The 17273-nt window shown below is 74.2% G+C and carries 17 protein-coding genes; 3 read left to right on the plus strand and 14 right to left on the minus strand.

All coding sequences use genetic code 11. From position 1 onward, the window contains the following. Positions 1 to 106: 106 nt before the first annotated feature. The 12 genes from LIV55_RS11240 to LIV55_RS11295 all read right to left on the minus strand — a co-directional run bounded on the left by LIV55_RS11240 (position 107) and on the right by LIV55_RS11295 (position 11677). Positions 107 to 691, minus strand: coding sequence for a hypothetical protein (locus tag LIV55_RS11240; protein ID WP_229300240.1), 585 nt, complete (start codon positions 689 to 691; stop codon positions 107 to 109). Then, a complete protein-coding gene (locus tag LIV55_RS11245) occupies positions 688 to 1605 on the minus strand; it encodes a PKD domain-containing protein (RefSeq protein WP_229300241.1) in 918 nt (305 codons plus the stop codon). Before LIV55_RS11245 ends, LIV55_RS11240 begins: the two co-directional genes overlap by 4 nt. Positions 1606 to 1628: 23 nt before the next feature. Then, the gene (locus LIV55_RS11250) at positions 1629 to 4943 is read right to left on the minus strand and encodes a LysM peptidoglycan-binding domain-containing protein (RefSeq protein WP_229300242.1); all 3315 of its coding nucleotides are present in this window, start codon (positions 4941 to 4943) and stop codon (positions 1629 to 1631) included. Further along, complete coding sequence (locus LIV55_RS11255; protein WP_123092508.1) at positions 4940 to 5392, minus strand: TadE/TadG family type IV pilus assembly protein; 453 nt, start codon at positions 5390 to 5392, stop codon at positions 4940 to 4942. Before LIV55_RS11255 ends, LIV55_RS11250 begins: the two co-directional genes overlap by 4 nt. A gap of 3 nt (positions 5393 to 5395) precedes the next feature. Further along, the gene (locus LIV55_RS11260; protein WP_229300243.1) at positions 5396 to 5830 is read right to left on the minus strand and encodes a TadE/TadG family type IV pilus assembly protein; all 435 of its coding nucleotides are present in this window, start codon (positions 5828 to 5830) and stop codon (positions 5396 to 5398) included. After that, positions 5827 to 6315 (minus strand): TadE family protein, encoded by a 489-nt coding sequence (locus tag LIV55_RS17225; RefSeq protein WP_229300244.1) that lies wholly within the window; start codon positions 6313 to 6315, stop codon positions 5827 to 5829. Before LIV55_RS17225 ends, LIV55_RS11260 begins: the two co-directional genes overlap by 4 nt. Continuing rightward, positions 6312 to 6524 carry a hypothetical protein gene (locus LIV55_RS11270; RefSeq protein ID WP_229300245.1) on the minus strand — a complete coding sequence of 71 codons (213 nt, stop codon included), beginning with the start codon at positions 6522 to 6524 and terminating at the stop codon, positions 6312 to 6314. The genes LIV55_RS17225 and LIV55_RS11270 overlap by 4 nt, the downstream gene beginning before the upstream one ends. Before the next feature lie 124 nt (positions 6525 to 6648). Continuing rightward, positions 6649 to 7563 carry a type II secretion system F family protein gene (locus LIV55_RS11275; protein ID WP_201464927.1) on the minus strand — a complete coding sequence of 305 codons (915 nt, stop codon included), beginning with the start codon at positions 7561 to 7563 and terminating at the stop codon, positions 6649 to 6651. Further along, the gene (locus LIV55_RS11280; RefSeq protein ID WP_229300246.1) at positions 7560 to 8432 is read right to left on the minus strand and encodes a type II secretion system F family protein; all 873 of its coding nucleotides are present in this window, start codon (positions 8430 to 8432) and stop codon (positions 7560 to 7562) included. Before LIV55_RS11280 ends, LIV55_RS11275 begins: the two co-directional genes overlap by 4 nt. Next, on the minus strand, positions 8429 to 10084 hold the full coding sequence (locus tag LIV55_RS11285; protein ID WP_229300247.1) for a TadA family conjugal transfer-associated ATPase: 1656 nt from the start codon (positions 10082 to 10084) through the stop codon (positions 8429 to 8431). Before LIV55_RS11285 ends, LIV55_RS11280 begins: the two co-directional genes overlap by 4 nt. Then, positions 10077 to 10874, minus strand: coding sequence for a CpaE/TadZ family protein (locus LIV55_RS11290; protein ID WP_191564058.1), 798 nt, complete (start codon positions 10872 to 10874; stop codon positions 10077 to 10079). The genes LIV55_RS11285 and LIV55_RS11290 overlap by 8 nt, the downstream gene beginning before the upstream one ends. Further along, positions 10874 to 11677: an SAF domain-containing protein gene (locus tag LIV55_RS11295; RefSeq protein WP_123092503.1), complete on the minus strand. Its 804-nt coding sequence runs from the start codon at positions 11675 to 11677 to the stop codon at positions 10874 to 10876. The genes LIV55_RS11290 and LIV55_RS11295 overlap by 1 nt, the downstream gene beginning before the upstream one ends. Positions 11678 to 11850: 173 nt before the next feature. On the opposite strand from LIV55_RS11295, the gene LIV55_RS11300 reads away from it, so the two are divergent. After that, positions 11851 to 12333: a flavodoxin family protein gene (locus LIV55_RS11300; RefSeq protein ID WP_123092594.1), complete on the plus strand. Its 483-nt coding sequence runs from the start codon at positions 11851 to 11853 to the stop codon at positions 12331 to 12333. A gap of 12 nt (positions 12334 to 12345) precedes the next feature. Here LIV55_RS11300 and LIV55_RS11305 read toward each other — a convergent pair whose 3' ends face one another. Together LIV55_RS11305 and LIV55_RS11310 are read right to left on the minus strand one after the other, a co-directional pair. Next, positions 12346 to 12861 carry a hypothetical protein gene (locus tag LIV55_RS11305; RefSeq protein WP_229300248.1) on the minus strand — a complete coding sequence of 172 codons (516 nt, stop codon included), beginning with the start codon at positions 12859 to 12861 and terminating at the stop codon, positions 12346 to 12348. Positions 12862 to 12873: 12 nt separating this feature from the next. Beyond that, a complete protein-coding gene (locus LIV55_RS11310; RefSeq protein WP_229300249.1) occupies positions 12874 to 13692 on the minus strand; it encodes a hypothetical protein in 819 nt (272 codons plus the stop codon). A gap of 62 nt (positions 13693 to 13754) precedes the next feature. Here LIV55_RS11310 and LIV55_RS11315 point away from each other — a divergent pair, with 62 nt between their 5' ends. Next, complete coding sequence (locus LIV55_RS11315) at positions 13755 to 14519, plus strand: DUF1361 domain-containing protein (protein ID WP_229300250.1); 765 nt, start codon at positions 13755 to 13757, stop codon at positions 14517 to 14519. 31 nt (positions 14520 to 14550) lie between these two features. Further along, positions 14551 to 17259 (plus strand): phosphoenolpyruvate carboxylase, encoded by a 2709-nt coding sequence (gene ppc / locus LIV55_RS11320; protein WP_229300251.1) that lies wholly within the window; start codon positions 14551 to 14553, stop codon positions 17257 to 17259. Positions 17260 to 17273 lie beyond the last annotated feature (14 nt).

Consider the following 17273-nt stretch of genomic DNA (forward strand, 5'->3'; position numbering starts at 1 on the left):
CCGCCCCAGCTTTCCCGCCCTGGGCGGGAACATGCGACTTCGGGAAGGGAATGTTCTTGCCCGAGGTCGAGCTTTCCCGCCCTGGGCGGGAAAGCGCGAAGGGGGATCAGCAGCGGGTCTTGCTCTCCTTGAACCACGACATCCGCCATCCGTCGCGGGAGGGCCAGGAGGTGTTGCGCACGGAGAAGGTCGCGCGGACGCTGCGCAGGGCGGGGTCCTTCACCGGGGAGCCCGAGGCGTCGACGGTCTTGAGCGCGGAGCGGTCGATGCACCCGGACAGACGCACCGTGGGCCACACGGTGATCTTCTTCGAGTCGTCGAAGGTGAGGTCGAGCGAGGTGATCGTGAGGTCGCTGATCTCGGTGCGGCCGGTCTGCGCCCGCTCGGCCAGGATCAGCCGGTTCGCCCGGGTGGACGCGACGGTCTTCGCCGAGCCCTCGGCGACCGCCTCGAGGGTCGCGCCGCCGGGGTCGGCAGACGGGTTGTCGAAGATGCCGTCGGCGCTCGCGAAGTAGCCGGTGACGACCCCCTTCGCCCGCTGCCGGGCGTCGTCCTCGGGCGAGATCTCCTCGACCGGGGCGCGGTCCACCCCGCCGGTCCGCACGACGAGCGGGGTGGGCTCCTGCGCGCAGCCGGCGAGCACGACGAGACCGGCCGCGGCGACGAGCGCGAGCGGACCTGACGCCCTCATGCCGCGTTGACCGTCTGCGACTCGAGGACGCGGATGACGGCGGACCGCTCGAACTCCAGCTGCTGGCTGTCGTAGCCCAGCGCGTCGACCCACTCGACGTTCCAGTACGTGCGGATCGTCACGCGGTAGTAGCCGGGCTCCTTGTACCGGTGCCCGCACGTCGGGGAGTCGCGCAGCTTGAAGGACGGGAAGTACTCGGTGCCCTTCTTGCAGCGCACGGTCGTGCCGTCGCCCATGTCCCACGTCGTGTGGGTGGTCCCGGCGGTGACGTAGTAGGGGGTGCCGGGCTCGCGCACCGTGACGGGCGGGTCGGCGTAGGTGTAGAGGTACTGGCCGGCGGCCCACATCCACACCGGCATGCCGACGACGCCGGCGCTGCCCTCGGCGTAGCGACGCGCGCTGGGCGCCAGCCCGATGGGGAAGGCGACGAAGCGCATGTTGAGCACGGTCTGCGCGGCGCTCGAGGGGTTCCACCCCTCGATCTGCGGCGGGTTCTCGTACCAGTAGGTCCCGATGGTCACGCCGACGCTGTTGACGCAGTCGTAGAGACGACCGGTCGTGTGCCCCTCCCACTCGGGGCGGGAGTAGTCGACCTCGTCGTTGTTCTCGGCGAGGTAGCACTGGCGCTCGTTGTTCCACGGGCCGTTGATGCTGAAGCAGCTGATCGCGTCGTACGCCGGAGGGCCGCGGTGGCAAAGCGGGCGCTTCTTGCCGCCGCCCTTGCCGTCCCCGCCGCCGGGGTCGCCGAGCACGAGCCGGCAGCCCGCCTGCAGCCCGAGCTTGCGGCAGATCTCGGCCTGGCTGCTCGGGGCGACCGCGAGGGCGGAGATGAGCAGCAGGGCCGTCGCGCACAGCACGGACAGCGCGCGCGAGGACCGGCGGCGGGCGGGGTCGAGACGGCGGGTCCGGGGCATGGGGCGGTGCTCCTTCGGTGAGGTCATCCGACGCCTCGCACGGCATGGGTGCGCTCGAGCTGGTCGACCTGCTCGAGCAGCCGGCGCGACCCGGTGTCGAGGTCGGCGTCGTCGGTGCCGCCGAGCTCGCGCAGACCGGCGACCGCGCCCTCGAGCAGCTCGTCGTCGAGCTCGTGGGCGGCGAGGACCTGCAGGCGCCACAGGGGCTCGGCGTGCGGCTCGACGGTGAGCCCGACGACGGTCGCGTCGTACGCGGCGCTCACCCGGCCCTCGAGCAGACGGCGGCGGGCGAGCTCGGCCGCGGCCTCGCAGATGGCCTCGATCATCGTCGATCGCAGCGGTGCCGCCCAGAGGTAGTGGCGCGATCGCGACCCGACGAAGGGGCGCCCGCGCACGAGGCCGAGGGCCTGCTCGAGATCGGTGGTCTGGGCCGAGCGGGTCTCGCCGGGCAGCAGGCGCTGCCAGATGTCCCAGTCGGACGGCAGCGCGGCAGCAGCGGCCCGGCCCGACTCCGGTGCCCCGGTGAGGTCGTGGGCACCGCGCTGCGGCGCGAGCTCGCCGATCCAGTCGCCGAGCGCGGCGAGGGCGCCGAGCCGGGCGCGGGCGTGGTCGTGCCCGCTGCGGTTGGGCCACATCGCGTCGTCGAGCTCGGCGTCGCTCGCGCCGGGGTGGAGGTGGAGGTAGGCCGCCAGCTCGGTGAGCCGCGCACGGTGCACCTCGCGCACCTCGGGCCCGTGGTCGATGTCGACGGGGCCGAGGAGGCGCAGGACGGGCCCTGCCACCTGCGCGGCGAGGTCGGCGTCGCGCAGCGGGAAGGCGACGACCGGCGGCAGCGGCACCCCGGGGGTCGGCGTCACCTGGTTGCTCAGCCAGCGGGGAGTGCTCGCCGTCGCGGTCCACGAGCTGTCGGTCGCCCGTCGCACGGTCTCGACGAGGGCAGCGGTGTCCTCGTCGGCAGCGCGCCCGGAGGTCGCGACGACCGGGGTGTTCCAGCGAAGGGGGACCCGTCGCGCCGCCGTGATCTCGTCGACGTGGCGTCGGGTGGGCTGGTCGTCCTCGCTGCTGACGACGACCCGGCCGTCGTCGTCGAGGACGACGCCGGGCGAGCCCATCGCGGCCGCGGCGGCGCCGACGGTGGCCAGCGTCGGCTCCTGCGCCGGTGCCCAGTAGTCGTCGGACTGCACGGCGAGCTGGAAGAGCTCGACGACGGCGGCGACCGCGGCGTCGTCGGCACGCTGGGCGCGCAGCTGCAGCTGGCTGGGGGCGAGGACCGCGGCGTCGGGGTCGGCGCCCACCGACAGCGACCACAGCCCGTCGACGGGGGTCTCGCTCGTGTGCACGAGAGCGATGCGCGGCGAGCTGGCTGCCGTCCGCACGAGACGGTCGCGGTCGGCCGCGCTCGGCTCACCGCTCACGAGCACGACCTCGCGCGCCGTCGTCTCGGCGGTGACGCCTGCGGCGACGAAGTAGCCGGTCGCGTCGGGCACGTGCCGCAGGCGGGGAGAACCGATGGCGTCGACGAGCGCGGGGTCGCCGCCGACGACGGTGATCGTCGTCCGGTCGGCCCACGCGCTGCCGGCGAGGTCGAGGGCGAGGGCGGCGACGACAGCGCGGGTCGTGCGCTGCTCGCCGACGACGGCGAGGGTCTGGGCGTGCGCGAGGTCGACGAGCACGTGCGCGTCCTCGGCGTCGGTCCCGAGGGAGACGAGCGCCGGGTACGGCGGGGGCACCTGGGCCAGGGCGAGGGCGTCGAGCCCACGGGCGCGCTCCGCCGCCAGGGTCCAGACCCGGGGGTCGGCGGTCGACGTCCACGGCGCGGGGAGCACAAGCGGGCTGTCGAGCTGCACGTCGACGTGGTGGCGGGTCAGCCGCACCGACTGCAGGCCAGGCAGCGCGACGTCCTGGGCGGCGGCCGCCCGGGCGAGGTCGCGCAGCGCGAGGTCGACCGTGTCGCGGGAGTGGCCCTCCGCTGCCAGGCGCAGGGCGCCCTCGAGCGGCGTCGTCTCGCTCGTCCGGCGGCCGGCTCGCAGGCCCCGTCGGCGGGCCGCGCCGAGCAGCCCGAGCAGGCCGACGGCGGTGAGCCCGCCGATGCCGATGGCCGTGCCGGCCCAGCCGTCGTCGGGGTCGGCGACGAGCACCGGGTCGGCGGTCTCGGAGGACTCGCCGGTCGCCGGGGTGGCAGCCGCGGTCTGCCCGACGGTCGTCGCGGCGTCGCCCGCGGTGACCGCGGACCGGGCATCGGCGGCGGTCTCGGCGCCCAGGTCATCCGGCACGTCAGCGGCCGGGTCGTCGTCGGTCGTGGGGGAGGACGGTGCCGTCGTGGACGGCGCGGTCTCGGCCGACCCGGCCGCACCGGGGGACGCGGTCCCGGCGTCGGACGCGGTGCTGTCAGAGTCGGCGCCGCCGGACCCCGTGCCGTCGGACCCCGTGCCGCCGGGGACGGAGAGCTGCCAGCCGGGCTTGATGAGGTCGGGATCGGTGAGCCGCTCGCCACCGGGCTGCTCGAGGTCCGAGGAGGCCTGGGCGATCTCGCCGTACCGCGAGCCGTCGCCGAGCTCGTCCTCGGCGACCTCCCACAGGGTGTCGCCGGGCTGGACGGTCACCTCGTGACCGGCGTCGTCGGCGGAGGGCGCGGGCGTCTCGTCGGGGACCTGGAGCTCGGCGCCGGGGGTGATCCAGTGCGAGGAGATGCCGGGGTTGAGCTCGAGGATCTCGTCGTACCGGGCGCCGTCGCCGAGGTGCTGCTCGGCGATCGACCACAGCGTCTCGCCCCGCGCGACCGTGTGCGTCCGGGTGGCGACCTCCGGTGCGGCCTCGACGGAGCTCGCGGCGTCGTCGGCCGCACCGATGCCGGTCTCGGCGGTCGTGCTCGCGACCGCCGCCGCCCCGCCCGCCTGGTCGGCGACGACGCTCGCCGTCGCGCTGGCCGTGGCGGCGCTCGCCGCACCGCCGCCCGGGGACGCGCTCGCGCTGCCGGCCACGCTCGTCACGGCCGGAGCGGCGATGAAGAGCAGGGCGGCCGTCGCGACGAGGCTGCGGGCTATGCCCTGCGGCAGGGACAGGCCCGGCAGGTCGGGCGCCTGCGCGCCGGCGAGCCGGGCGACGACCTCGACGACGATGCACAGCGCGAAGAAGAGCCAGGCCAGCCAGGCCGCGTAGGTGAAGATCGTGCGGAAGACGGCGCCATCGGCGGGCTGGCGCACGGCGTCCCAGATCTCGCCGACCTGCGGGGTCGACGACGGCACGGGGCTCGCCCCGATCGCGAGCAGCAGCCACGGGACGCCGCCGAGGACCGCGAGGATCCCGACGAGCGCGAGCAGACCCCGCAGACGTCTCATCGCCGGTACTCCTCGCCGTCGAGATCGGTCTGGGCCAGGGTGGCCGTCGACTCGCCCTCGACCGTCCACGGGCCGAGGCCGATGGCGCCGAGGAAGACCGGCTCGTAGGTCGCGCGGGTCCGCACGGTGATCTCGCGACCTCCCGGCTCGAGGACGACCGAGTCGACCTCGAGACCCTGAGCGACGACGTAGTCGCGCGCGGCCTGGGTCGAGCGGTTGTCGAGCACGACGCGGTCGCCCTGGATCGCGTCGCCGGCCTCGATCTGCTGGCCGGCCGCACGTGCTGCCTCGTCGGCGACGAGATCGGCCCGCTGCGTCGCCCGGACCTGGCCGCCGCCGTCGACGACGAGCCCGAGGAGCGGGATGACGGCCAGGGTCGCACTGATGAAGTAGGCCGAGAGCGACCCGCGGTCGTCGCGGACGCGCCGGCGAAGGGGGGGACGGGCCACGGCTCAGCGCTCCCGGTAGACGTCGAGCGGGCTCGTCGCCGAGCCCTCGAGCGTCACGTCGCCCAGGCCCGGGATCTCGACCCCGGAGATGTCGACCTGGCAGCTGACGGTCACGGCGACCTCGGCCGGGGTGCCGGGGTCGGTGCGGAAGGCCGCGAGGTCGACCGTCACGGCAGGGGTCCCGCGGCACTGGAGGTCCTGCTCGGCGAGGTACTCGTCGGCGGCGCGCTTCGCGTTGGCCGTCGCGGCGTCCTCACCGCGGCTGAGCGTGGCCGAGCGTGCCGCCTCGGAGGCGGCGTTGCCGATCGCCTGCTTGGCGATGGCGACCCGTCCGCCGATGATGAGCATCGCGAGGAGCAGCACGAAGGCCGGGCCGAGGATGACGAGCTCGATCGAGGTCGACCCCCGCTCGTCGCGCACCCGTGCACGCCGGGTCACGGGCCCGCACCGCCGATCGGCAGCGGCTCCGCTGGGTCCTCGGGTCCCCCTTCGCCGACCCCGTCGGGGTTGACCGGGTTGCGGGGGGCCGAGAAGTCCTCGAGCGGGCGGGTCGAGGACTGGGTGACCTTCGGGTCCCAGCCGGGGATGACCGACAGGGTCGTGCCCGTGACGGTCACCGTCACCGCGTCGTCGGTGCGCTCGACGCTCACCTCGGGCGAGCCGAGGATGCCGTCGCCGCCGGCTCGTCCGGCGAAGGACATCGCCGCCTCCTGGCCGAGGCTGTCGCTCGACCCCTTCGCCGCCGCGTCGCGGGCACCCTCCTGCGCGGAGGCCATGGCCACCCCGCGGGCGTGGTAGTAGATCGCGCCCTGGACGGTGACGAAGAGCAGCGTGAGGGCAAGGGGGAAGAGGATCACCATCTCGATGGAGACCGACCCTCGCTCGCGCGCCCGGCGGGCGCGCCCCCCCTGCCCGCGCGTCACTTGATCTCGTTGGCCTTGTCGGTCACGAAGCCGCGCACGGCGACGACGACGAGGGTGGCGATGGCGATGGCCGCGACCGCCCACAGGACCTGCTCGATGGTCACCGAGCCGCGGTCCTCCCTGGCCCGGCGCAGGACGCCGACCTGGTCGGCGGTGTGGTCCGTGGCCCGCAGGCCGAGGATCTGGAGGGTGGTGATCAGCGCGATCATGGCTGCTCCTGCTCTGAGGTTCGAGGGCATGCGAGGGCGACAGACCGAACCCCCGGCATAACGAGGGTAACGGGGTGCGACCTCGCGGTGGAACGGGGAAGAGTCCCCGTCGTCGGTGGTCTCATCACGACCCCACGATCCGCAGCAGCGCGGGGGTGACGAGGATGGCCATGAAGATCAGGCCGAGGGTGGACATCGGGATCGAGAGCCGCTCGCCGGTCGCGTTCGCCTCTGCGAGAGCGGAGTTCAGCTCGGCGGTGCGCATGCTCTGGCTGCGGGCGCGCAGCGTCGTGTAGACCTGGGCACCCTCCTCGCCGGAGAGCCGCATGATGTCGGCGAGGTCGGCGAGCTCGGGCAGCCCGAGGTCGTCGGAGAGCTTGCGCAGCGCGTCCCACGGGGGCTGGCCGGACCAGCGCGAGCGGGCCAGCTCCTCGCCGATGCGGCGGAAGACCCACGCGTCGCCGATGCCCGCTGCGATCTCCATCGCCTGCCGCGGGCCGGACCCGGCGTTGCGCTCCAGCGCGACCAGGTCGATGTAGGAGGCGAGCGCGCGGCCGAACTCCTTGCGCGCCTTCGCGGCGTCGTCGCGCACGTTGTAGTCGGGCAGGAAGAACATCAGGCTGCCCAGGAGCAGCGCTCCCATGATCGCGAAGAAGACCGGGACGGCGAGCCCGACGGCGGAGAAGAGGATCATCAGCGCGAAGGGGATGACCAGCCCGACGACGGCGAAGAGCACCTTCTCGCCGAAGAAGCGGTGCACGGGGATGCGCAGGAGGGCCAGCTCCTTGGTCGGCACCGCGCCGAGCGCGTCGAGCGGCAGCGTGCGCATGGCCCACCGGCCGAGCTTGTCCTTCGCGTCGGCGTCCGTGCCCGCGCGCTGCGTGCGGTCCTCCTCGGCGAGCGAGCGCTCCGGCGAGAGCCGGTCCAGCGCGGAGGACAGGTCGACCTGGGCAGGGCGCACGCGCCACAGCAGCATCGACAGCCCGAGCCCGACGAGGGCGCCGGCGAGGAGCATGAGGGGCAGGTCGCCGGTGGTCATGCGTCGGCCTCCTCGGCCACGGCCGTGCCGATGAAACGGGGCAGCTCCTTGCCCTTGGCCATCTGCTTCATCCACACGAGGGCGGCGACGTACAGGCTGAGGAGGAAGCCCAGGGCGATCTGCCCGACTCCGCTCTTGTACGGCTCGACGTACTCGTTGGTGAGGAAGAGGACGCCGAGGACGACCATCGTGATGATCGTGACCCAGCGGGCCGTCGCGCGGGGCTTGGCGCGGTCGGCCTCGATCATCCGGCGGGCCCGCACGTCCTCGGCGACCGACATCGCCACCGACTCGAGGACGCTGGCCAGGCCTGCACCGCGACGCTGGGCGCCGAGCAGGAGGTTGGCGGCGAGGAGGTCGCCGGTGGAGTCGTCGAGGTCGTCGGCGAAGGCGCGCAGCGCATCGCCCGTGGGCCAGCGGGCGCGCAGCCGGGCGGCGAGCAGGCGGACCTCCGGCTGGATGGCCTTGGGCGCGCTGCGCAGGGTCGCGATGATGGCCTGCTCGAGACCGACGCCGACGGTGAGGACACCGGCGAGCGAGCGGGTCCACTCCTCCATCGCCTCGAGCCGCTCGATGCGCTGGTCGGCGTCGCCCGACCCGAGCAGCCAGGGCAGGCCGAGGACGAGGGCCGGCAGGATGACCATGGCGATGACCCAGCCGGTGAGCAGCGCGATGACGAGCCCGAGCACGACCGAGGCGACGGCGAGCTGCTGGGTGCGCCTGGGCAGTCGACCCCACCGCGAGTCGTCCCGCGCGCGGGCGACGGCCGGCTGCTTGACCCGCACCGGGGTCTTGCGCACGCCGAGCACGAAGGTCACGACCGCCAGCGCGAAGATCGCGCCGACGAGCAGCGACCAGAGCCAGATCACGCCGAGCTCCGGGCGAAGTAGTCGGCGATGTCGAAGCCGTAGCGCTCGAGCTCGCGGTAGTCGTCGGGGAGCACGCCCGGCACGGGCGGGCCGCCGTTGGGGTTGGGCTGGTAGACGTGCGTCGTCGCCGCCCCGTCCTCGCCGGGCTGCACGACGACGATCTCGCTGACGTAGCGCTCGCGGCGGGACTCGCCGTCGGGCGAGGACTGGGTGTCGAGGTGCAGCTGGACGATGACGTTGATGTGCTCGGCGATGGCACGCTGCGCGTAGGCCTCGGTGACGTGCGAGCCGGCCTCCATCGCGCAGGTGATGAGCTTGCGGATCGCGCCCACGGCGTTGGCGGAGTGGGTCGTGCTGATCGACCCCGAGCCCGACTGCATCGCCTTGATCATCGCGAGCACCTCGCGCCCGCGGACCTCGCCGACGATCTGGCGCGAGAGGTTGAAGCGGAAGGAGTCGTAGAGCAGGTCGTCGAGCGGGATCTCGCCGGCCTGGCGCCCGTCGGGGCCGACCTCGCCGGAGCCGGGCCGCGACTCCCACGCGACGATCCGCCGGTGCTTCTCCGGCAGCTCGTGCAGGTGCAGCTCGTACTCGGTCTCGAAGGTGCCGATCCGCTCCCACGGGTCGAGCTCGGCGCACAGCGCCCGGACCATCGTCGTCTTGCCCGCGCCCTGGGGGCCGGCGACGACGATGCTCTTCTTCGCCCGGACCGCGGCGCGCAAGAAGGACACGGCGGTCATGTCGAGCATCCCGCGCTGCGCGAGCTCCTCGAGGGTGATCTCGCGCAGCCGGTGGCGTCGGATGACGAGCGAGGGTCGCGGGGTGACCCACGCGGTCGCGGCGAGACGGGCACCGCCGTCGAGCCGCATGTGCAGCCGCGGCTGAGCCTCGGAGAAGGGCCGGGCGTTGACCTCGGAGCGGCTGGCGAGGAAGACGAGGAAGTCGATGAGCTCCTGGTCGGTCTCGGCGACGGGCGGGCCCGGCCGCAGCGTGCCGTCGGTGTACTCGAGCATCACCTGGTCGCACCCGGTGATCTCGATGTTCTCGACGCGCTCGTCGTCGACGAGGGGCTGCAGCCGTCCGAGCCCGAAGAGCGCGTTGAAGACGGCCTCGGCGACCCGCTCCTGCTCGTCGAGCGACCACGCACGCCGACCGGTGGCGAGGTGCTCGGCGGCGGTGGTCTGCAGCAGCTCCATGATGATCGCCCGGCCGAGCTCACGCTGCTGCGCCGTCGTGAGGTTGCTCCGGTCGTGCAGCGCGCCGGTGAGCATCTCCGAGGCCTGGGTGCGCAGGTCGGCGACCTGGGTCCAGTCGATGTCGCTGCCGTGGACGGCCTCGGCGGGCAGGGACCCGCCCTGGACCCGGCTCACGGACGGCAGTGCGGGCGACGAAGGGGGCAGCGGCGCGGCGTCCGGCGCGAAGGTGCCCGACGGCGGGGGGCCGACCTCGGGCAGGGGTGCGCTGCCGGCGTCGCCCGGCACCGACGGCACGGCCGGTCGAGGGGCGGCGGTGTGGCGGGCGTAGGGCGAGGAGGTGCCCGCACCCGCGGCGAGCCGGGCGGAGACGTCGGCGTCCTGCGGTGCCGGCTCGTCGAGGTCGCCCCCGGCGAAGAGCGGCAGCGAGGTGGGGTCGGTCGGTCCGTGCTCAGACATTGCTGTCGGCCTTCCGCTGGACGGAGCTGAGGCGCTGCCGGTTCGTCGCGATGACGCCCTGCGCCGAGCTCACGGCGGCGGCGAGGCTGCGCTGGAAGGCGCCCGAGGCGTACTTCTTGCCCGGCTGCGCCCCCGTCGACAGCACGAGCGCGTCCTCGGGCGCCCAGGCGATCTCGGCGACGACCGGCAGCCCGAGGACCTTGCGGATCTCACGGGCGCTGTAGGGGCGGCCCGAGCCGACGACGACGAGACCCAGGCTCTCCTCCGAGCCGGTGCTCAGCAGCTGCTCGCGCACCGCCTTCGCCCAGGAGCGGGCGCCGGCGACGGCCGGCAGGTCGGAGCGCACGACGAGCAGGGAGAGGTCGGCGGAGCGCACGAGCGGCTGGGCGGAGTGGGCCACACCGATGCGGCCGGCGTCGACGACGACGTCCATGCCCCGCTGCTCCATCCCGCGCAGCACCCCGGTGAGCGGCTCCCAGAGGTTGACGAGCGACGCGGCCTGCTGGTGCGAGCGGATGCCGGGGACGAAGGAGACGGGGGAGCCGGGGATCTCCATGGCCACGGTGGCGATCGCGGCGTTGAGGTTGCCGACCCGGTTGGCGACGGCGAGCTCGACGAGCCCGCGGTCGTGCGCCGCCTGGCCCTGGAGGTAGCCGGCGAGGACGGCAGGGGAGCCGGTCGCGTCGGCGTCGACGAGGTAGACGGGGCGCTGCCAGGCCAGGGCCAGGCCGAGCGCCGTCGTCGTCACGCCGGGCGCGCCCGCGGCGGAGAAGAGGGTGATGACCGCCATCAGCTGCTCGACCCGCTGGAGGTGGGGGAGCTGCTGCCAGAGGAGCTGGAGCCGCTCGGGGACGTCGACCCCGCGGGCACGTCCGCCGGCGCCCCGTCGACGGGGAAGCCGTCGGTCTTGGCGTTGAGGTCCTGCTCGGCCCGGTCGCGGGTGTTCAGCACGAGCGAGACGTTGCCGGTGCCCGACGCGGCGGCCACCCGGGGGGCGTCGTCCGCGCGCACGAGGATGTCGACGATCATCCCGCGGGCGTCGGTGGCGGGGCGGGTGCTCGTCACGTAGCCGAGGTACTCGTCGGGGTTGGCCGCGGGGTCCTCGTCGAGGGAGTAGACGACGCGCACCTGGTCGCCGTTGCGCAGGATGTCGCTCGGCATGCGTCCCGGCTCGAGGTAGAGACCGACGACCGAGGTGTCGGCGGGCACGTCGAGCTCCTCGGTCACCGCGTCCTGCGTGACGATCGAGCCCGGCGCGAGGTCGTACTGCGCGTAGAGCCCCTCGAGCTTGCGCGCGTCGGACCACGGGAGCGGGCGGACCGCGCTGTCGTAGCTGACGTTGGCCATGACGAGGTCGTCGGCGGTGATCTGCTCGCCGCGCGACACCCCTTCGCGCACCGCGACGACCTCGTTGGTGCCCGCGATCTCGGTGAGGAGGTAGGCCGCGAGGAGCGCACCGACCGCGGTGAGGATGACCGAGACGGCGATGAGCATGGGGCGCCGGCGCAGCTTGGGCGGGGCCGCGGCGACGTCGCCGTCACGCCGGGTCGACCGCGTCTGCTCGGGCGGGATCTGCTCGGTCGGGATGCTCATGCTCGCGGGCTCCTGAGGGCGGGGTCGGGTGGGGGAGCCTCGCAGCCCCCTGCTCCAGCGCGCTCAGGCTATGCGACGGTGAGGGTCCCCGGTACCCGCGCAGCCGTTGGGTTTTGGCGATGTCGGCCGTCCGCGACGACGGGGTCGGCCCGCCTCGCTGGCAGCATGACCGCATGGCCACGTTGCTCGTCGTGCACCACTCGCCCACGTCGTCGATGCGCGCCCTGCTCGACGCAGCGCTCGCAGGCGCCGGTGACGACGAGATCGAGGGGGTCGAGGTCGTCGTGCGCGACGCGCTCGAGGCGACGGCGCAGGACGTGCTCGACGCCGACGGCTACGTGCTCGGCACGACGGCGAACTTCGGCTACATGTCGGGCGCGCTCAAGCACTTCTTCGACAGCACCTTCCTCGCCGTCGGCGGCGCTCTCGACGCGGACGGCCAGGGCGCGGCGGGGACGCCGCGGCGCACCCCCTTCGGGCTCTACGTGCACGGACGCTACGACACGACAGGCGCGGTCCGCTCGGTCCACGGCATCGTCGGAGCGCTCGGCTGGACGCAGGCGTCGGCGGACGTCGAGGTGCTCGGCGACGTCGACGACGACGCCCGGGCGCGGGTGCGCGAGCTCGCCGCGACGATCGCGGCGCTGCTGGGCTGAGCCCGGTCGGCCTCAGCCGTGACGCGGGACGTGCCGGGTGTGCCGGGCGGTGTAGCGACGGTTGACGAGGTGCTGGGCGAGGAGCAGCCCGCCGACGAGGAGCGCGTAGCCGGCGAGGGCGATCCAGCCGCCGATCAGCCCGACGACGGCGCCGAGCAGGACGATCGCGGTGACGACGACGGCGAGGGCGACCTGGTTGCGGCGCACCGCGTCGAGCGACTCGGCGCTCGCGTGGCGGTGGCGGGTCGCGGGGGAGGCCACCAGGGACGGAGCCGGCGCAGCGGCGGGTGCGGGCACGGCGGGCGCAGGTGCGGGCGCCGCTGTGGGGGCCTGCGAGACCGGGGCGGTCGTGGCGCCGGCGGGCAGCTCGACGGGCACGACGACGTGGTGGCCCAGGGCCAGGCGCGGGATGACCGCGGTCTCGACGTCGTCGGTGTCGACGTCGAACCAGGCGGCGAGCATCTCGGCCTCGAGGACGCCGTAGTCGTTCGCGGAGGTCTCGGGTCGGGTGGTGGCGCGCTCGGTCATGCCTGCGATTGTCTACTGCCGCCGGGCCGCTCGGGCGCAGGCACGCCGCAGCCGGGTCGCCTCCTTGGTGAGCCGCTCGCGCTCCGTCGACTGCGTGCGCAGCCGCTCGCGTGCCTGTGCCACCGCCTCCCGGGCCCGGGCGAGCGCCTCCTCGGCCTCGGCGAGCTGCGAGGTCGCCAGGTCGACCTCGGCCCCGACGGTCTGCAGCCGCAGCTCCGTCTCCCGCAGCTCGGCCGCCTCCGGCGGCTCCGGGGGGTCCTGCGTCTGCTCCTCGTCGGTGGTCTCGTCCCCTTCGCCCCGACCGGCGCCGGCCGCGCCCCCGGGCAGCACCCGCAGCCGAGCTCGCGCGGCGACCGCGTCGTCGAGGTCGACCTCGCCGAAGCCGGAGTAGCGCAGGGCCCGCACGAGCATCCCCGACGCCAGCGCCGCCTGGCTCGTCTCGTCGGCCAGGGCGGCGACGACGGTGGCGGCGACCTCGTCCTCGCCCGCGGCGGAGAGCTGCCGGTCCTCCCCCTTCGCGACCTCCCGGGTCGCCGCGACGACCCGTCGCACGAGGGCGTCCCGTTCGGGACGCGCGTCGCGCAGGGCGGCCGCGTCCCCTTCGCCCTGGGCCGAGCGCATCCGCTCGCCGAGCTCGCCGACCTCGGCGAGCAGCTCGGGGGAGCGGCGGGCGAGGAGGTTGAGCAGCCACGCGGTGACCGTCGGCTTGCGCAGGGCCTTGATCTCGCGGCCCAGGTCCCTGCCGGCCTCCTTGGCCAGGCGGGTGCGCACCGCGACGAAGTCGCCGAGCCCGGCCCCGTAGAGCTCGCCCACCGCCTCGTCGAGGTCCATGCGCCGATCCTGCCAGCACGCTCCCACCTCACGCCCAGGCCACGCCCCTAGGCTGGCGCCGCATGAGCGGCCTGACGTCCACCCCTGCGCGCACCCGCCCGGCGACCCGATGGGTGGCCGTGGCCACGACGCTGCTCGTCCTCGGCTCGCTCGCCGCCTGCGGCCTCGTCGCGCTGCGGGCCGACCGGGTCGGCGAGGGCAGCGGTCTCGTCTTCGGCTTCCTCGCGTGGAACCTCTTCCTCGCCTGGGTGCCGTACGTGCTCGCCCTGCTCATCGGGACCCTCGACCGCGACGGCCGGCCGGGCTGGTTGCTCCTGGGCGTCGGCGTCGTGTGGCTCGCCTTCCTGCCCAACGCGCCGTACATCCTCACCGACTTCATCCACCTCGGCGCGGTGGCCGGGGTGCCGCTGTGGTTCGACGCGGCGCTCATCGCGAGCTTCGCCGGGACCGGTCTGGCCCTCGGCCTCGTCTCGCTCGTCCTCGTGCACCGGGTCGTGGCGCGTCGCCTGGGGCCCGCCGCGGGCTGGGTCAGCGCGGTCCTCGTGCTCGCGCTGAGCGCCGTCGGCGTCTACCTCGGCCGCTTCCCGCGCTTCAACTCCTGGGACGTCGTCACCAACCCCGGCGGGCTCGTCTCGGTCGTGCTGAGCCGCGCCTCGGACCCCCTGGGCAACCCCTTCCTCCTGCAGTTCGTCCTCGGTCTCTCGGTCCTCCTGCTCGTCAGCTACGTCCTCACGTGGATGCTCGCGGCGGGCCTGCTCGGCCCGGCGCGCCGCACCGCCGTGCCGCCCTCGCGGACGCCGGCGCGCGGCCCCCTTCGCGCTGACTAGCGTGGTCGGCACCGACCGAAGGGAGATCGACATGGGTGCGCTCACCACCGAGGACCCCACGACGGGTGCCGCGGTGCCGGAGGACGCGCTGCGTCGCGACATCCGGCTCGTCACCTCGCTGCTGGGCCAGACGCTCGTGCGGGCCGAGGGGCAGGAGTTGCTCGACCTCGTCGAGGAGGTGCGTGCGCACTCGAAGGAGGGCTCGCTCGCCCAGCTGCCGACCATCGACCTCGACCTCACGACGAAGGTGGCCCGCGCCTTCACCGCGTACTTCCACCTCGCCAACGTCACCGAGCAGGTGCACCGCGGGCGGGCGCTCGTCGAGCAGTGCGCCCGGGAGGGCGGCTGGATCGCCCAGGCGGTCGAGCGCATCCGCGCGGCGGGGATCGACGGCGAGCGGCTCGGCGAGGAGGCGGCCCGCGTGTGCGTGCGCCCCGTCCTCACCGCGCACCCCACGGAGGTGACCCGACGCTCGACGCTCGACAAGCTGCGCCGCATCGCCGCGCTCCTCGACGAGCCCGACAGCACGCGACGCACGCGACGTCTCGCCGAGAGCATCGACCTGCTGTGGGCGACCGACGAGATCCGGGTCGAGGCTCCCGAGCCGACCGACGAGGCGCGCAACGGCATCTACTACCTCGAGGGCCTCTCGCGGGCCGCCGTGCCCGACGTCGTCGAGGAGCTGCGCGACGAGCTCGGCGAGGCCGGGGCGGGGCTCTCGCTCGACGCCGTGCCGCTGCGCTTCGGCACGTGGATGGGTGGCGACCGCGACGGCAACCCCAACGTCACGCCCGAGGTGACCCGCGAGGTGCTCGGCCTGCAGGCGGTCCACGGCATCGGGCTGCTGCGCGACCGGGTCGACGTGCTGCGACGCGACCTGTCGGTGAGCGACCACCTCTCGACGACCTCGGACGAGCTCGACGAGCGGCTGGCGGCGATGCTCGAGCAGCTGCCCCAGATCGAGCTGCGCTACCGCCGGCTCAACGCCCAGGAGCCCTACCGGCTCTACCTCACCGCGGTCGGCGCGCGCCTCGGGCTCACGCAGGAGCGGGTGCGCCGGGGCGAGGCGCACGTGCCGGGCCAGGACTACGCCGACGACGTCGAGCTGCTCGACGACCTGCTCGTCCTGCACCGCTCCGTGAGCGAGCACCAGGGCGAGCTCGTCGCCGCGGGCGAGCTCGAGCGCCTCGTGCGCACGGTGCGCTCGACCGGTCTTACCCTCGCCGCGCTCGACGTGCGCGAGCACTCGGCGAAGCACCACGACGCCGTCGGGCAGCTGCTCGACCTCACCGGCGACCTCGACGAGCCGTACGCGGCGCTCGACCAGCCCGGGCGGATGAGGGTCCTCGGGGCCGAGCTCGCCGGCCGGCGGCCGCTGGCCCGTCGTCCGCTGCCCCTCGAGGGCGACGCGGTGACGACGGCGCGGGCCTTCGACGCGGTCGTGTGGGCGCTGGACTCCTTCGGTGCGCGCACGGTCGAGAGCTACATCATCTCGATGACGCGGCACGCCGACGACGTGCTCGCCGCGGTCGTCCTCGGCCGGGAGGCCGGTCTCGTCGACATCCAGGCCGGGGTGGCCCGGGTGGGCTTCGTGCCGCTGCTCGAGACCGTCGAGGAGCTCGGCAAGGCCGAGGAGATCATCACCGCGCTGCTGTCCGAGCCGTCCTACCGCGAGGTCGTGCGCCTGCGCGGCGACGTCCAGGAGGTCATGCTGGGCTACTCGGACTCGAACAAGTCCGGCGGCATCGCCGCCTCGCAGTGGCAGATCCAGCGTGCGCAGCGGGTCATCACCGACCTCGGTGCCCGCTTCGGGGTGCGGATGACCTTCTTCCACGGCCGCGGAGGCTCCGTCGGGCGCGGTGGTGGCCCGACGTACGACGCGATCCTCGCGCTGCCCGCGGGCACCGTCGCCGGCGAGGTGAAGATCACCGAGCAGGGCGAGGTCATCTCCGACAAGTACGCGCTGCCCGTCCTCGCCCGGCAGAACCTCGAGCTGATGATCGCCGCGACGCTCGAGGCGAGCGTGCTGCACCGCGAGCACCGGCGCAGCGCCGACGAGACCGAGCGCTGGGACGCGCTCATGGATCGGGTGGCCGGGGCGGCGCAGGAGCGCTACCTCGAGCTCACCGAGCGCGAGGGCCTCGCGGGGTACTTCCTCTCGGCGACGCCGGTCGACCTGCTCGGGCAGCTGCGGATCGGGTCTCGTCCCTCGCGCCGGCCCGGTGCCGACGCGGGGCTGGACGACCTGCGGGCGATCCCGTGGGTCTTCGGGTGGACCCAGAGCCGGCAGATCGTGCCCGGCTGGTACGGCGTGGGCTCGGGACTGGCTGCTGCCGGCGAGGACCTCGAGACCCTGCGCGAGTTGTACCAGAGCTGGCCCTTCTTCCGCTCCTTCCTCGACAACGTCGCGATGACGCTGGCCAAGACCGACCTCGGCATCGCCCGGCAGTACGTCGCCGCGCTCGCGCCCGACGGCGAGGGCACGCTCGACGACATCGCCGCCGAGCTCGACCGCACGGTCGCCGAGGTCCTGCGGGTCACCGGCGACGCGGCGCTGCTGGACCGGGAGCCGACGCTGCGCACGACGCTCGAGATCCGCGAGCACTACCTCCAGCCGCTGCACCACCTGCAGGTCGACCTGCTGCGCCGTCAGCGCGACGGCGAGGACGACCCGCGCCTGGGCCGTGCGCTCCTGCACACGGTCTCCGGCATCGCCGCGGGGATGCGCAACACCGGGTGACCTCGGCCCCGAGG

The sequence above is a fragment of the Janibacter melonis genome, assembly GCF_020567375.1.
Taxonomy (GTDB): Bacteria; Actinomycetota; Actinomycetes; order Actinomycetales; family Dermatophilaceae; genus Marihabitans; species Marihabitans melonis.

Coding starts and splice junctions, on each gene's coding strand:
- LIV55_RS11240 (WP_229300240.1), bottom strand. CDS start 691: ATGAGGGCGTCAGGTCCGCTCGCGCTCGTCGCCGCGGCCGGTCTCGTC.
- LIV55_RS11245 (WP_229300241.1), bottom strand. CDS start 1,605: ATGCCCCGGACCCGCCGTCTCGACCCCGCCCGCCGCCGGTCCTCGCGC.
- LIV55_RS11250 (WP_229300242.1), bottom strand. CDS start 4,943: ATGAGACGTCTGCGGGGTCTGCTCGCGCTCGTCGGGATCCTCGCGGTC.
- LIV55_RS11270 (WP_229300245.1), bottom strand. CDS start 6,524: ATGATCGCGCTGATCACCACCCTCCAGATCCTCGGCCTGCGGGCCACG.
- LIV55_RS11275 (WP_201464927.1), bottom strand. CDS start 7,563: ATGACCACCGGCGACCTGCCCCTCATGCTCCTCGCCGGCGCCCTCGTC.
- LIV55_RS11285 (WP_229300247.1), bottom strand. CDS start 10,084: ATGTCTGAGCACGGACCGACCGACCCCACCTCGCTGCCGCTCTTCGCC.
- LIV55_RS11290 (WP_191564058.1), bottom strand. CDS start 10,874: ATGGCGGTCATCACCCTCTTCTCCGCCGCGGGCGCGCCCGGCGTGACG.
- LIV55_RS11295 (WP_123092503.1), bottom strand. CDS start 11,677: ATGAGCATCCCGACCGAGCAGATCCCGCCCGAGCAGACGCGGTCGACC.
- LIV55_RS11300 (WP_123092594.1), top strand. CDS start 11,851: ATGGCCACGTTGCTCGTCGTGCACCACTCGCCCACGTCGTCGATGCGC.
- LIV55_RS11305 (WP_229300248.1), bottom strand. CDS start 12,861: ATGACCGAGCGCGCCACCACCCGACCCGAGACCTCCGCGAACGACTAC.
- LIV55_RS11310 (WP_229300249.1), bottom strand. CDS start 13,692: ATGGACCTCGACGAGGCGGTGGGCGAGCTCTACGGGGCCGGGCTCGGC.
- LIV55_RS11315 (WP_229300250.1), top strand. CDS start 13,755: ATGAGCGGCCTGACGTCCACCCCTGCGCGCACCCGCCCGGCGACCCGA.
- ppc (WP_229300251.1), top strand. CDS start 14,551: ATGGGTGCGCTCACCACCGAGGACCCCACGACGGGTGCCGCGGTGCCG.